This window comes from Streptococcus sp. 27098_8_109 (genome assembly GCF_041432295.1).
In the GTDB taxonomy this organism is placed as follows: Bacteria; Bacillota; Bacilli; order Lactobacillales; family Streptococcaceae; genus Streptococcus.
Window position 1 is genome coordinate 1 of sequence record NZ_JAPVZJ010000013.1, and the last position, 14,148, is coordinate 14,148.

Sequence of the window (14,148 nt, forward strand, 5' to 3'; positions counted from 1 at the left end):
GGTTTTCTTGGTTTGAATAGATATTCAATTTTGAGTAGGTATTACTCAGAGTTAAGTGACGATAGCCTAGGAGATACACCTGTACCCATGCCGAACACAGAAGTTAAGCCCTAGAACGCCGGAAGTAGTTGGGGGTTGCCCCCTGTGAGATATGGAAGTCGCTTAGCTCTAGGGAGTTTAGCTCAGCTGGGAGAGCATCTGCCTTACAAGCAGAGGGTCAGCGGTTCGATCCCGTTAACTCCCATTTAAGCGGGTGTAGTTTAGTGGTAAAACTACAGCCTTCCAAGCTGTTGTCGCGAGTTCGATTCTCGTCACCCGCTTTGAACTTTGTTCAATTACCAAGTTTTTTAACTTGGGCGCGTAGCTCAGGTGGTTAGAGCGCACGCCTGATAAGCGTGAGGTCGGTGGTTCGAGTCCACTCGTGCCCATAAAGTTTGGTCCGTTGGTCAAGGGGTTAAGACACCGCCTTTTCACGGCGGTAACACGGGTTCGAATCCCGTACGGACTATTTTGGAGGATTACCCAAGTCCGGCTGAAGGGAACGGTCTTGAAAACCGTCAGGCGTGTAAAAGCGTGCGTGGGTTCGAATCCCACATCCTCCTTTTCTATTAACGCGGGATGGAGCAGCTCGGTAGCTCGTCGGGCTCATAACCCGAAGGTCGTAGGTTCAAATCCTGCTCCCGCAATAAGGCTCGGTAGCTCAGTTGGTAGAGCAATGGATTGAAGCTCCATGTGTCGGCGGTTCGATTCCGTCTCGCGCCATTTATATATTTTGGAAGGGTAGCGAAGAGGCTAAACGCGGCGGACTGTAAATCCGCTCCTTCGGGTTCGGGGGTTCGAATCCCTCCCCTTCCATTTTACGGGCATAGTTTAAAGGTAGAACTAAGGTCTCCAAAACCTTCAGTGTGGGTTCAATTCCTACTGCCCGTGTTAATAGAATTATGGCGGGTGTGGTGAAGTGGTTAACACACCAGATTGTGGCTCTGGCATGCGTGGGTTCGATCCCCATCACTCGCCTATTTTATATTATTGGGGTATAGCCAAGCGGTAAGGCAAGGGACTTTGACTCCCTCATGCGTTGGTTCGAATCCAGCTACCCCAGTTACTATTTGCCGGCGTGGCGGAATTGGCAGACGCGCTGGACTCAAAATCCAGTGTCCGCAAGGACGTGCCGGTTCGACCCCGGCCGCCGGTATAGTATTAAAGACAAGGTTTTCGGACCTTGTCTTTTTCTTTTATTTGTTGAATTTGTAACGCTGAGTTACTTAAAATTACTAGTTTTATAACAAATCATCTAATTTATCCGCTAATTTTTGTTGCTTGCTTGGATACAAATGAGAGTATGTATCTATTGTTGTAGTTATAGAAGCATGTCCTAATCTTTCTTTTACGACAAGATAATCTTCTCCTTGGTTTATAAGTAATGATGCATGAGAGTGTCTCAAATCATGAATTCTTATTTTCTTTAAATCTTTATCCCTTTCTAGTATTTGCTTAAACTTCTTATCAATCATATTTTTTGTAATTGTTATTGGCGTACTCTGTATTATTTGTAGTTCTTCAGTATTTTTCGTAAATTCCTCAAGTTTTTCTTTTTGTTTTACTTTCCAATCTATTAGCATTTCTGCTAATTTCTGATTTATTGTTATATTTCTAGTTCCTGATCGTGTTTTTGTTGTATTAATGTAGCTTGTATTATTGACAAAGTATACCGTTTTGGTAACGTATATTGTATTTGTTAAAAGATCTATATCATTCCAGTTCAATGCGAGGATTTCTCCCATTCTCATCCCAGTAAAGAAAGCAATCACGAAAAACAGGTCATAGCTTATTTCATCATCTTGAATAAGTTCTCTAAATCTCGTGAATTCTTCTATACTCCAAAATTTGATATTAGGCTTCCTAATTGGTAATTTTCTCAGATTCTCAACAGGATTTTTATCAATGAGGAATTTTCTTATACCAGTATCAAAAATTTTTTTAAGTAGAATTAGAATTTTATTAATTGTATTGTAACTTAATGTTTCATTTTCATTTTGTTTTTTAGGTTTTGTTTTTAGGTATTCACGAAATTCGAATATATGGTCATACGTTAATTTATTTAAATTTGTATCTTTAAAATAAGGCTTAATATGACGCTCATAATTGTTTCTTTGTGTACTTGTATAGCTTATTTTTCTGCCATTTTTCAGATCATCTTCTTCAAGTAAGTCGAATAACATATCTGTTGTCACTACAAAGTCAAATTGTTTTTCTTTCAATTCTACAATTCGAATATGTTGTTCTAGCTCTAGGGCTTCCTTTTTAGATTTTAATCCTTTCCGAATGATACGTATTCTTTTTTGTGTGACTGGGTGGAATCCATTAGAAACATCAACGGTCCATTTACCACTTTTAGTTTTACGAATAGTCATTCATTATGCTTCTTTCTGGAGTTCAATTCCTAATAGTTCTTCAGCGACACTGGCTGGAATTGTACCAATACGTTTGTTATCATAGATGTTAAAACCACGATTCACTAATAGTAATTTGCCGGTATGGATAATCTTTCTTGCAGTTCCTGGAGCAAATCCAAGTTCGATAAGGTCATCTTTTGTTACAGTTTTAATCATGTGATCTCCTTTTCTAATTAGATTAACTAAGGGGAGGATTAACTCCCCTTGTATTTTACTTATTTTTGTTTTACATCTACTAAATGGATAGCATCAGCCTTGTAATACATTGTCGTGCTAATCATAGTAGCTTGTAAATTGTCAAATGTAACTGGTACTTCATCCATTGCTTGGATATAGTCATTATCAACCAAGGCATCTGGATTGTCTACTGAGACTTGGGTTGATTTCTTTTTGAATTGTCCATCCTTGATTGTTACATTGTATTTCCAACCAATGATTTTATCGGTATTAAAACGTCTTTCGCTACCATCTCGGTTTTTGATAATTTCTCCGTTTGCATCTGCTCGGACTTCCGTTTCAAATTTTGGAATGACTTCATCCAATTCAAATTTTGTTCCAATGTTATTAAAATTCCAGTCATTTTGTGAAAGCATTTTTGCCATAGTTAATTTCTCCTTTTAATATTTTCTTTGATTGTAGGGATCAAATCCTCTCGTTTAAAGAGTATTGCTCTTTCTATTAATCCACTTGCTAAATCTGGTGGATATTCCATATTGTTGAGTGCGAGATAGTTAGCTTTCTCATACTCATGCAGTAAGTTATTGTCGTATAGAAATTTATACGCTTTTAGAATAGCTCCTGAACCTTTATAGGTAAACCATTCTAATTTTTGTTCTAGTTCTGTTTTTGATTTTGAAATAATGATAGAGACGGGTTTTGAATGGCCTAAAAACTTTTCCCAAGATCTCAAAGGTTTTGAGAAATAGCTATCACTATAGAACCTCACTTTTTCTTTGAGATATCCCTTGGTAAAGTTGAGAAGATCTATTTCTGAATGCAACCATTCTTGAATGAAGTAGTGAGCTTTTTCTTTCCTAAGTTCTAACTCAGTTCTTATCCAATTTTCTATATACCGCTTGCTGATACCGAGCTTCTCAGCTCGTTCTAAGCGTTTATCGTAAATTCTAAGTCTTTCGTCATCATTGGGTTTTCTCAAATATAAGGTCTGGCCGATTGTTTCATCTCCGTAGGTATTGTAGTAGGTGCTTTTTCCATATATAAATCGTTTCTTCTGACAAATCTTTAGAAGCTGATTAGGAGTGAAATAGGGTGTTTCATTAAAATCATCTATTGCAATATCAATTCGTCTTACTGAAAAATGATTGTAATTGTAGTAGAGGTTGTTCAAAAACTGTCTTTCGGACAGACTATTTGGATCTAATACCATATCTCTATAGAACTCGAGTGCCTGTCCTGACATGACAAGCATGTAGGACGACTCTTTCGCTCCATAGTAGATACGGATATTCCCATAATGAAGCTGGCTATCATAGTTATAGTATTTAAGGCTCCCTTTATTCTCAATAAATAGGTCATAGTCAAGAAATAGAATGTCTTCGATTATTTCTCTTGGCGAAAATTCAGTCTTATCAAACTGAATTTGAATCCAGTCAAATACAGAACGTAAATGTTCATTTTTTGCCATAGATTTTGATTCAACTTTTTGCTTAATTTTGCCACCCTTAAAATCTCCGAAACCCTTGGAAATACTGAATTCTTTCGATGGTACACCTAACTTGCAGAGGGTGGTGTTACTACACACCCTATCGGTCAAAAATGGTCCGTCCGCATCTACGCTCATTTTCGGCTTTCTGCCTCATGGCTCAGCCGAAAACTCGCTATTAGCCGAACCTATTTTTTGACCTCTTGTTAACAAACCCTAGTAAGCCGGTTTGCATCGACTCTTCAATATCTTGGATTTTCTTTTTTAGGTTGGAATTCTCAATTTTTATCAGTCGCATTTCTCGCTTAAATTCCTGTTTTAAGGCGCTCAGTTCATCGTAGAGCTCATCTATTACTTGGTTTAGGGATTCATGTTCATTGTCTGCTAGACTCCCAAATACGGCTTGTATAGCCTCTTTTAGACCTATTTCAAGTTTTAGTTTAGCTAACTTTTGAAATTGTCTAAGGTCTTCGTCTGTAAAATCATAGGCAACTGTATAACTTAATTGATGAGTTCTGGGATTTCTACTGATAGGAACTTTAATTTTCTTAAATTCCTTGCCACTTATCTCTTTAATCAGTTGAATCCAATTTTTAAGAGTAGAGGTAGAGTTTAGGCCAGAAATTTGATTGACTAACTCTTTATTGGTCATCTTTTTGTGAAACCTCCGAAATTTTCTTGTGCAACTGAAGAGTTTTCTGTGGTATAATTGTTACATAATATGTTTTGATCTTGGAACGAACGGCACATTTGTTTCAAGATTTTTTATTTTGTCGAATCCTACCTCCTTTATTAAAATTTTTTAAATCGACTACTAGTTACATACGCTTTTACCTCCTTTTATGCTATAATATTCTCAATGGAATATTCAATCTCAAAATAAATATTCCTTATGGAATAATTCTATTTTATACCGTTTAGAATATTTTGTCAAGCTAAAATATACGAATAAGAATATCTATAGGAGAATTATGTATACAGAGGATTATAAATTTTCAGAGAGGTTAAAAACTCTCAGAAAATCAAAAAAGTTAACTCAAGTACAAATATCGGAATTAATTGGAGTTCAACAAGGGACATATTCTCGGTGGGAGAATGGAACGTTAGAACCAGGATTAGAATTCGTTGTGAAATTAGCAAATATCTTTGGGACTACTACAGATTATTTGCTGGGACAAAAACCTTATTCAATTATCAGTAGTTTACCTCTAGAACAATTAGATCTTACCAATATTGCAAACTTTTCAAAGGATGAGTTTGATATTTTGAAACATTCAATAGCAGTTTCGGTGGCAAGAAATAAAATAAAGGCAACAGAACTAAAAGATAGAGTTATAGAAAAAAATCAGTTGTCAGAAAAAGATGCAGAACTTTTGAATAAGATTTTTGAAGAAGTTAAAACTTATTGGGAAAATTAGGAGGACGCTAGTCTTCAAAATTCCCTCCCAAAATGTGTCCAAAATATTGACAGAATTCTAGCTTTTCATTATAGTTCTTATGGAACTTTTTTTCTACAACAAAATAGGCTCCATAATATCCATAGGGAATTTACCCACTACAAATAGTATAGAGCCGGTTTTATTAATGTCCTGCATTTCCTAATAAGTTAACCATGACAACACCAATGATAATCAAAATTAAACCGATAATGCTATAAACATTTAGTGTTTCTTTGAAAATCATTACTGCGATAGAGGCTGTCAAAACTAAACCGACAGCTGACCATGTTGCATAAGCTATTCCTAAAGGAATTTTTTGCATTGCTAGTGAGAGGAAATAGAAACAAACGCCATAGCTAAGTAGGGCAGAAACGGTTGGAATAGGCTTTGTAAAACCGTCTGATAATTTCAAAAGGTTAGTTCCCAATATCTCTCCTACAATGGCGATAAAAAGATAAAAGTATGACATGTCTTTAACCTCCTATATGTCATGTTTTTGCTCTAAGAGCTATTATAGCTATCCGTTTTTTATAAATCTTGGCACAAGTCATGAGAATTTGTAGTAAAACTGTGGCAGACACTTTTTCAGAACCAATAGCTGATAAGTTTAGTATATCATAAGATAAATTTAAAAAAAAGTCTTGATTTATTTCAATGTCTTGCGTGGTCTCGATTTTACTGGTAAAATTACTTTTAAGAACTTTAAAAAAGAGGTTTCTATATTTGACAAAACAATGACTTGTTGTCCCGAATGTGGGCATCCTTTGGAGAAAAAATTTTTAAAAGATGAGGGAGATATTCCTTATTGTTCACAATGTGCGAGTTTTCGTTTTCCAGTCTTTAATACAGCAATTAGTGCGATTTTATTTAATGAAAAACATGATAAGATTCTCTTGATTAAGCAATATGACATGGCTGAGCATATTTTGCTAGCTGGTTATGTGTCTAATGATATTCACAACCAATTTCTACAATCATTAAAGGCAATTAATTTAGCCTCTCTTATTACGGATATGGGTAATAAAATTGCACAAAACTAGTCCAAAACTCTTTTTAATAAGGAGTATACTTTCTAGCATTTTATAGTTACTAAAAAGTATCTAAACTTTGGAAGTGATACTAAGTTTTAAAAAATATTATGGAAAAAAAGCTTATAAAATCAATATTTCTGAGATTTAAAACTAATAATATTAGACTCAAAATCCAGTGTCCGCAAGGACGTGCCGGTTCGACCCCGGCCGCCGGTATAGTATAGAGTTAAGGAACGTTGTAAATCTTCGTTCCTTTTTTATATTATTTTTGGTATAATAATAGTTATTCAAATTTTATTTAGATTATGAAAGTGTAGGGAAGTATGTCTCGTTCTATCGATTTATTAAAACATCGGTATTTGAAAAATATTAAAGAAAATCCTGAATTGTTTGTCGGGATTGAGCTGGAATATCCTGTTGTAAACTTGGAAGGGGATGCTACAGATGTTGAAGTTATCAAGTACTTATTCCGATATTTAGTTTCTGCTTTGGATTTTACTGTCGAAAAGGTTGATGATTTTGGGACTCCTATTCAGTTAGTGGAGCCAGCAAGTCAGGATGTTATTTTATTTGAAGTTTCCTATACTACGATTGAGTTTGCATTTGGTAAGGCTGAAACAATTCAAGAGGTCGAAAATCGTTTTAATAATTATATGGATGTAATTCAGAGAAAATTAGGCGAATCCAATCATGCTATCGTTGGCTGCGGTATTCATCCCAACTGGAATAAAAATGAGAATACTCCAGTTGCTTATCCACGTTATCAGATGTTAGTGGACTATTTGAATTTGAGTAGAAATATGGCTGAATCAGACTTGCATCATTTCCCTGAATATGGTGCTTTTATCTGTGGGAGTCAGGTTCAGTTGGATGTTTCAAAGTCTAACTACTTACGAGTGATTAATGCTTTTACCCAAATTGAAGGGGCTAAGGCTTATTTACTTGCCAATTCTGAGTTTTCAGGTGAGAATTGGGATACGAAAATTTCAAGGGATATTTTCTGGGAAGAATCGATGCATGGTATATATCCAGAGAATGTTGGTGTCAATGCTAGGCTCTTTAAAGATGAGGATGATTTTTTTGATTATCTAGATCATTCTGCAATTTTTACTGCGGAACGTGATGAACAAACCTATTATTTTTATCCGATTCAGGCAAGGGACTATTTGGCTACACCTGAAATCCAAGCATATGCACTTAATGGGGATGAGATTATTATTTATCCTCAAGAGAAGGATTTTGAAACCCATCGTAGTTATCAGTACCAAGACTTAACGACTCGAGGAACGGTTGAGTTTCGTAGTGTGTGTACTCAACCTCTAGATAGAACCTTCGCTTCAGCAGCTTTTCACTTAGGATTGTTGGTTAATTTAGATAAGTTAGAAGCTTACTTAGAAGCAGCACCTTTCTCTAAAGAATTTGGTCGTAATTACAAGTTTTTAAGACGACAATTTTCTAAGAAAAAGCTTACAGAACAGGAAGAAACTGCGATAATAGAGTTTTCAAAAGACTTACTCCAGCTAGCTGAGGAAGGACTGGAGATGAGAAATAAGCAAGAAATGACCTACTTACAGCCTTTGAAAGAAGAATTGAATCTATAATTTTTCTTATAAAGCGAGAATTTTCTGAAAAATCATGATATAATTGAAGAGACTATAGATAAAGGATAGAGAGTAATGACATTAGTTTATCAATCAACGCGTGATGCGAAAAATACAGTAACTGCTAGCCAAGCTATTTTGCAAGGTTTGGCGACGGATGGTGGTTTATTTACACCACTTACTTATCCAAAGGTAGATTTGGACTTTGACAAATTGAAATATGCTTCTTATCAGGAAGTTGCTAAGATTGTTTTGTCAGCATTTTTAGATGACTTTACAGCTGAAGAGTTGGACTACTGTATCAACAATGCCTACGATAGCAAGTTTGATACTCCAGCTATCGCACCATTAGTGAAATTAGACGGGCAATACAATCTGGAGCTTTTCCATGGTTCAACAATTGCCTTTAAGGATATGGCCTTGTCTATTTTGCCATACTTTATGACAACAGCTGCTAAGAAGCATGGTTTGGAGAACAAGATTGTCATCTTAACAGCGACATCTGGTGATACTGGAAAAGCTGCTATGGCAGGGTTTGCGGATGTGCCTGGAACTGAGATTATTGTCTTTTATCCAAAGGATGGTGTCAGCAAGGTACAAGAGTTGCAAATGACCACTCAGACTGGTGATAATACTCATGTTATCGCTATTGATGGTAACTTTGACGATGCGCAAACAAATGTGAAGCATATGTTTAATGATGTGGCTCTTCGTGAAAGATTAGCGGACAACAACTTGCAATTTTCATCTGCAAACTCTATGAATATTGGTCGTTTGGTGCCACAGATTGTTTATTATGTTTATGCCTACGCTCAGTTGGTTAAGACTGGTGAGATTGTGGCTGGTGATAAGGTCAACTTCACAGTACCAACAGGAAACTTTGGAAATATCTTGGCTGCCTTTTATGCTAAGCAAATTGGTCTACCAGTTGGCAAATTAATCTGTGCTTCAAATGACAACAATGTTTTGACAGACTTTTTCAAGACACGTGTTTACGACAAGAAACGTGAGTTTAAAGTGACTACTAGTCCATCTATGGATATTTTGGTATCTTCAAACTTGGAGCGTTTGATTTTCCATCTTTTGGGGAATAATGCGGTTAAAACAGCTGAACTCATGAATGCCTTGAACAAGCAAGGACAATATGAGTTGACAGACTTTGATGCAGATATTCTGGACCTCTTTGCAGCTGAATATGCGACTGAGGAAGAAACAGCGGCAGAAATCAAGCGTGTTTATGAGTCAGATTCTTATATCGAGGATCCACATACGGCGGTTGCCTCAGCAGTTTATAAAAAATACCAAGTAGCTACTGGAGATGCGACTAAGACGGTGATTGCTTCAACAGCTAGTCCATACAAGTTCCCAGTGGTTGCAGTAGAGGCTGTAACAGGGAAAGTAGGTTTAACAGACTTTGAAGCCTTGGCTCAATTACATGAAATTTCAGGTGTTGCAGTACCACCAGCAGTTGATGGCCTTGAAACATCTCCAGTTCGTCATAAGACAACTGTTGCAGCAACAGACATGCAAGTAGCGGTTGAGGCTTATCTAGGACTTTAAGACAGAGGGAGTAAACTCGGTTGGGAAACCAACTGAGTTTCTTTTCATCAGGAGGAAGGATTGTTTAAGAAAAATAAAGACATTCTTAATATTGCCTTGCCAGCTATGGGCGAAAACTTTTTGCAGATGCTCATGGGAATGGTGGACAGTTATCTGGTAGCCCACTTGGGCTTGATAGCTATTTCGGGTGTATCAGTAGCTGGCAATATTATCACGATTTACCAGGCGATTTTCATCGCTCTGGGAGCTGCTATTTCCAGTGTTATTTCAAAAAGTTTGGGGCAGAAGGATCAATCTATGCTAGCCTATCATGTGACTGAGTCCTTGAAGATTACCTTACTATTAAGTTTCATTTTAGGAGCTTTGTCTATCTTCGCTGGGCAAGAGATGATTGGACTCTTGGGAACGGAGAGAGATGTAGCTGAGAGTGGCGGACTCTATCTATCCTTGGTAGGCGGATCGATTGTTCTTTTGGGGTTCATGACGAGTCTGGGTGCTTTGATTCGTGCAACGCATAATCCACGTTTGCCTCTCTATGTGAGTCTTTTATCCAATGCCTTGAATATTCTTTTTTCAAGTCTAGCTATTTTTATTCTGGATATGGGGATAGCTGGTGTTGCTTGGGGGACAATTCTGTCTCGTTTGGTAGGTCTTGTGATTTTATGGTCGCAATTAAAGTTGCCTTTTGAGAAACCGACTTTTGGTTTAGATAAGAAACTATTGACCTTAGCTTTGCCAGCAGCTGGAGAGCGGCTTATGATGCGGGCTGGTGATGTCGTGATCATTGCCTTGGTTGTGTCTTTTGGAACGGAGGCAGTTGCTGGGAATGCAGTCGGAGAAGTCTTGACCCAGTTTAACTATATGCCTGCCTTTGGCGTCGCTACGGCAACGGTCATGCTGGTGGCCCGAGCAGTTGGAGAGGATAATTGGGAAAGAGTAGCTAATTTGAGCAAGCAAACCTTTTGGCTTTCTCTGGTCCTCATGTTCCCCTTGACCTTCAGTATCTATGCTTTGGGTATACCACTCACTCATCTCTATACGACTGATTCTTTAGCGGTGGAGGCTAGTGTTTTAGTGACACTTTTTTCACTACTTGGTACTCCTATGACGATAGGAACAGTCATCTATACAGCAGTCTGGCAGGGTTTGGGCAATGCTCGGCTTCCCTTTTATGCGACAAGTATAGGAATGTGGTGTATCCGCATTGGAACAGGATATCTGATGGGGATTGTGCTTGGTTGGGGCTTGCCCGGTATTTGGGCCGGAACCCTTTTGGATAATGGTTTTCGTTGGTTATTTCTACGTTACCGTTACCAGCGCTATATGAGCTTGAAAGGATAGGAAATGCAAAAAACAGCTTTTATTTGGGATTTAGACGGGACTTTATTGGACTCTTATGAAGCGATTTTATCAGGGATTGAGGAAACTTTTGCTCAGTTTTCTATTCCTTATGATAAGGAGAAGGTGAGAGAGTTTATTCTCAAGTTTTCTGTGCAGGATTTGCTGGAGAAAGTTGCGGAAGAGCGAAAACTGGATGTCGAGGTGCTAAATCAGGTGCGTGCCCAGAGTCTGGCTGAGAAGAATGCTCAGGTAGTTTTGATGCCAGGTGCGCGTGATGTGCTAGCTTGGGCAGAGGAATCAGGAATTCAGCAGTTTGTTTACACTCATAAGGGAGACAATGCTCTTACCATTCTAAGAGACTTGGGTTTGGAATCTTATTTTACAGAGATTTTAACAAGTCAGAGTGGCTTTGCGCGTAAACCTAGTTCAGAAGCGGCCACCTATCTGTTAGACAAGTATCAGTTGGATTCTGAGAAGACCTATTATATAGGGGATCGGATTCTGGATGTGGAATTCGCGCAGAATAGTAAGATTCAAAGCATTAATTTTTTAGAGTCAACTTATGAAGGAAATCATAGGATTCAAGGGTTAGCAGATATTTCCCGTTTTTTTAAGGCTGAGCGATAAAAAGATTGTGTCAGTTTTGTGACAGAGACCTAACAAACTATTTCAAGTAACCGAGTTTGTTACAAGGAATAGACAGTTCTGTTAAATAGGCCCGAGAGGGCTTTTTTTCTGCATTTTTTGTGTTATCATAGACAGGTACTCATTTGAAAGGAATTTGAAAGAATGAAGAAAAGAATATTATTAGCCTCAACGGTAGCCTTGTCATTTGCCCCAGTATTGGCAACTCAAGCAGAAGAAGTTCTTTGGACTGCACGTAGTGTTGAGCAAATTCAAAACGATTTGACTAAAACGGATAACAAAACAAGTTATACCGTTCAGTATGGTGATACCTTGAGCACAATTGCAGAAGCCTTGGGTGTAGATGTCACAGTTCTTGCGAATTTGAATAAAATCACGAATATGGACTTGATTTTCCCAGAAACTGTTTTGACAACGACTGTCAATGAAGCAGAAGAGGTAACGGAAGTTGAAATCCAAACTCCACAAGCAGATTCTAGTGAAGAAGTGACAACTGCGACAGCAGATTTGACAACCAATCAAGTAACCGTAGATGATCAAACTGTTCAAGTTGCAGACCTTTCTCAACCGATTGCAGAAGCTCCAAAAGCGGTAGAAACTACAAGAACAAAAGAAGTAGCAACAAGTTCAGAAGTTACAGAGACAGTGACTGCTTCAGAAGAAGTGACACCATCTACAGGAACTTCTGTCCCAGAGGAACAAACAGCCGAAACGAGTAGTGCAGTTGCAGAAGCAGCTCCTCAGGCAACGACTCCAGCTGAGAAAGATGAAACACAAGCAAGCACTCAAGCTGAATCAGCAGTGGAAGCAACTACAATACCAGTAGAAGAAACAGCACCTGAAACAACTGCAACAAGTTCAGAAGAAGCAAAAGAAGTAGCATCATCAAGTGAAGCTACAGCAGCAGTTTCTACTTATCAACCAGAAGAGACGAAAACAACTTCAGCAACTTACGCAGCTCCAGCAGCGCCCGATTATGCTGGACTTGCGGTAGCGAAATCTGAAAATGCAGGCCTTCAACCACAAACAGCGGCCTTTAAAGAAGAAATTGCTAACTTGTTTGGCATCACATCCTTTAGTGGTTACCGTCCAGGAGACAGTGGAGATCACGGAAAAGGTTTGGCTATCGACTTTATGGTACCAGAAAGCTCAGAACTAGGGGATAAGATTGCGGAATACGCTATTCAAAACATGGCTAGCCGTGGAATTAGTTACATCATCTGGAAACAACGTTTCTATGCTCCATTCGATAGCAAATATGGACCAGCTAATACTTGGAACCCAATGCCAGACCGTGGTAGCGTGACAGAAAACCACTATGACCACGTTCACGTTTCAATGAATGGATAAACCAGACTCTGTCATATAATTTTTACGAATGAGATCTAGCTTTCATGATAGGAAGCGAGTCTCGTTCGTTTTTTCTTTGTCAATTTGAATGGGAAGTTACCATCTTGTAATAATCCAAGCAACATTCTTGCAATTTATTTTACTTTGCATTATACCTGATTAGTCAACTATTGATCAATCAATAAAAAGGAGGAAGAAATGATAGAGATTCAAGATCTGCTTTATCAACTCCGCTTGTCTGAGCAAGCGAGTACGCAATTGTTTTAAAAAAAACTTGGGATTAGTTTGACACGGTATCAGATTTTATTATTTTTGCTGAAGCATTCCCCTTGTAATCAAATAGCGGTTCAGGAGCGTTTGAAGATTGATTAGGCTGCTTTGACCCGACATTTTAAAATTCTGGAAAAGGAAGGTTTGGTGGAGGCTACGAAGTATGCCAAAGAGCAGTTAGTTGTGAATCCGCCTCTGCAGCATATCAAGGTTAAGGAAGAGATGGAAAGTATCTTAACAGAGTCTGAAAGAACAGAACTCAGCCGTTTAGTAAATAAATTGGTTTTGGGTATTGAAAATATAGAAATTTAAGGAGAAATAGATGTCAATTATTACAATCATTTTAGCAACGATTGTTGCTTTGGAGCATTTTTACATTTTTTATTTGGAAAGTATTGCAACGCAATCAGATGCGACTAGTCGTGTCTTTAACATGGACAAGGAAGAACTGGCTCGTCCGTCAGTAAGTTCATTGTTTAAAAATCAAGGGATTTATAATGCTCTGTAGGAGTCTTTCTCTTGTATGGGATTTATTTCTCACAGAATTTAGAAATTGTGACTATTTTTGTTTTATTTGTGATTGGTGCTGCGGCTTATGGCTCTCTCACAGCAGATAAGAAAATTATTTTGAAGCAAGGTGGACCAGCTATTTTGGCCTTGATTAGTATTTTTCTCTTTAAATAAACTTTAATGCCGGTCTGATCCTCTCTAGTCCTTTTCACTCCAGAATAAGGGAAATATGTTATACTTGTTTTTAAGAAAATAGTTTCATGGAATTGGTTGTAAGGAGTT

At 37.8% G+C, this 14,148-nt stretch carries 13 protein-coding genes, 12 tRNA genes, 1 rRNA gene and 2 pseudogenes; 22 read left to right on the forward strand and 6 right to left on the reverse strand.

The window, feature by feature from the left end:
• The first annotated feature begins 51 nt into the window (after positions 1-51).
• The 13 genes from rrf to O3664_RS06240 all read left to right on the forward strand — a co-directional run bounded on the left by rrf (position 52) and on the right by O3664_RS06240 (position 1,195).
• Positions 52-167: ribosomal RNA gene (rrf, locus tag O3664_RS06180) — 5S ribosomal RNA — on the forward strand.
• A gap of 4 nt (positions 168-171) precedes the next feature.
• Positions 172-244, forward strand: a tRNA-Val gene (locus O3664_RS06185).
• Between the two features lie 5 nt (positions 245-249).
• A tRNA-Gly gene (locus O3664_RS06190) sits at positions 250-320 on the forward strand.
• A 34-nt stretch (positions 321-354) separates the two neighbouring features.
• Positions 355-428, forward strand: a tRNA-Ile gene (locus tag O3664_RS06195).
• An 8-nt stretch (positions 429-436) separates the two neighbouring features.
• A tRNA-Glu gene (locus O3664_RS06200) sits at positions 437-508 on the forward strand.
• Positions 509-512: 4 nt separating this feature from the next.
• Positions 513-602 (forward strand) — tRNA-Ser (locus tag O3664_RS06205).
• A gap of 10 nt (positions 603-612) precedes the next feature.
• A tRNA-Met gene (locus tag O3664_RS06210) sits at positions 613-686 on the forward strand.
• 3 nt (positions 687-689) lie between these two features.
• Positions 690-762, forward strand: a tRNA-Phe gene (locus tag O3664_RS06215).
• Between the two features lie 12 nt (positions 763-774).
• Positions 775-855: transfer RNA gene (locus tag O3664_RS06220), tRNA-Tyr, on the forward strand.
• Between the two features lie 4 nt (positions 856-859).
• Positions 860-930, forward strand: a tRNA-Trp gene (locus O3664_RS06225).
• Between the two features lie 14 nt (positions 931-944).
• A tRNA-His gene (locus O3664_RS06230) sits at positions 945-1,017 on the forward strand.
• Between the two features lie 13 nt (positions 1,018-1,030).
• Positions 1,031-1,102: transfer RNA gene (locus O3664_RS06235), tRNA-Gln, on the forward strand.
• A 9-nt stretch (positions 1,103-1,111) separates the two neighbouring features.
• Positions 1,112-1,195, forward strand: a tRNA-Leu gene (locus tag O3664_RS06240).
• Between the two features lie 85 nt (positions 1,196-1,280).
• On the opposite strand, the gene O3664_RS06245 is transcribed toward O3664_RS06240, so the two are convergent.
• Genes O3664_RS06245 through O3664_RS06265 form a run of 5 tightly spaced genes read right to left on the reverse strand, consistent with a single transcriptional unit; the run spans position 1,281 to position 4,771 of the window.
• Positions 1,281-2,414, reverse strand: coding sequence for a tyrosine-type recombinase/integrase (locus tag O3664_RS06245; protein WP_371613789.1), 1,134 nt, complete (start codon positions 2,412-2,414; stop codon positions 1,281-1,283).
• A 3-nt stretch (positions 2,415-2,417) separates the two neighbouring features.
• A complete protein-coding gene (locus O3664_RS06250) occupies positions 2,418-2,612 on the reverse strand; it encodes a DUF3173 domain-containing protein (RefSeq protein ID WP_000598356.1) in 195 nt (64 codons plus the stop codon).
• Positions 2,613-2,671: 59 nt separating this feature from the next.
• Positions 2,672-3,058 (reverse strand): hypothetical protein, encoded by a 387-nt coding sequence (locus O3664_RS06255; RefSeq protein ID WP_001096843.1) that lies wholly within the window; start codon positions 3,056-3,058, stop codon positions 2,672-2,674.
• Positions 3,059-3,060: 2 nt separating this feature from the next.
• Positions 3,061-4,257 (reverse strand): replication initiation factor domain-containing protein, encoded by a 1,197-nt coding sequence (locus O3664_RS06260; protein ID WP_045616578.1) that lies wholly within the window; start codon positions 4,255-4,257, stop codon positions 3,061-3,063.
• 40 nt (positions 4,258-4,297) lie between these two features.
• Positions 4,298-4,771, reverse strand: coding sequence for a hypothetical protein (locus O3664_RS06265; protein ID WP_000182279.1), 474 nt, complete (start codon positions 4,769-4,771; stop codon positions 4,298-4,300).
• A 319-nt stretch (positions 4,772-5,090) separates the two neighbouring features.
• On the opposite strand from O3664_RS06265, the gene O3664_RS06270 reads away from it, so the two are divergent.
• A complete protein-coding gene (locus tag O3664_RS06270) occupies positions 5,091-5,537 on the forward strand; it encodes a helix-turn-helix transcriptional regulator (RefSeq protein ID WP_000287814.1) in 447 nt (148 codons plus the stop codon).
• Positions 5,538-5,700: 163 nt separating this feature from the next.
• Here the strand turns inward: O3664_RS06270 and O3664_RS06275 are convergent, their stop codons facing one another.
• A complete protein-coding gene (locus O3664_RS06275; RefSeq protein WP_009732038.1) occupies positions 5,701-6,027 on the reverse strand; it encodes a multidrug efflux SMR transporter in 327 nt (108 codons plus the stop codon).
• Between the two features lie 172 nt (positions 6,028-6,199).
• Here O3664_RS06275 and O3664_RS06280 point away from each other — a divergent pair, with 172 nt between their 5' ends.
• From O3664_RS06280 to O3664_RS06315, 8 genes and pseudogenes are all read left to right on the forward strand, one after another.
• A complete protein-coding gene (locus tag O3664_RS06280; protein WP_009732039.1) occupies positions 6,200-6,598 on the forward strand; it encodes a hypothetical protein in 399 nt (132 codons plus the stop codon).
• 314 nt (positions 6,599-6,912) lie between these two features.
• Positions 6,913-8,190, forward strand: a complete 1,278-nt coding sequence (locus O3664_RS06285; RefSeq protein WP_261018174.1) for a gamma-glutamylcysteine synthetase — start codon at positions 6,913-6,915, stop codon at positions 8,188-8,190.
• A gap of 75 nt (positions 8,191-8,265) precedes the next feature.
• Positions 8,266-9,750 (forward strand): threonine synthase, encoded by a 1,485-nt coding sequence (gene thrC / locus O3664_RS06290; protein WP_371613790.1) that lies wholly within the window; start codon positions 8,266-8,268, stop codon positions 9,748-9,750.
• 60 nt (positions 9,751-9,810) lie between these two features.
• Positions 9,811-11,091 (forward strand): MATE family efflux transporter, encoded by a 1,281-nt coding sequence (locus tag O3664_RS06295; protein WP_371613791.1) that lies wholly within the window; start codon positions 9,811-9,813, stop codon positions 11,089-11,091.
• Between the two features lie 3 nt (positions 11,092-11,094).
• Complete coding sequence (locus O3664_RS06300) at positions 11,095-11,718, forward strand: HAD family hydrolase (RefSeq protein WP_001172831.1); 624 nt, start codon at positions 11,095-11,097, stop codon at positions 11,716-11,718.
• Between the two features lie 162 nt (positions 11,719-11,880).
• Positions 11,881-13,086 carry a LysM domain-containing protein gene (locus tag O3664_RS06305; protein WP_004257488.1) on the forward strand — a complete coding sequence of 402 codons (1,206 nt, stop codon included), beginning with the start codon at positions 11,881-11,883 and terminating at the stop codon, positions 13,084-13,086.
• Between the two features lie 279 nt (positions 13,087-13,365).
• Positions 13,366-13,668, forward strand: a pseudogene (locus tag O3664_RS06310) (winged helix-turn-helix domain-containing protein).
• Between the two features lie 10 nt (positions 13,669-13,678).
• Positions 13,679-14,040, forward strand: a pseudogene (locus tag O3664_RS06315) (DUF1304 domain-containing protein).
• The last annotated feature ends 108 nt before the right edge of the window (positions 14,041-14,148 follow it).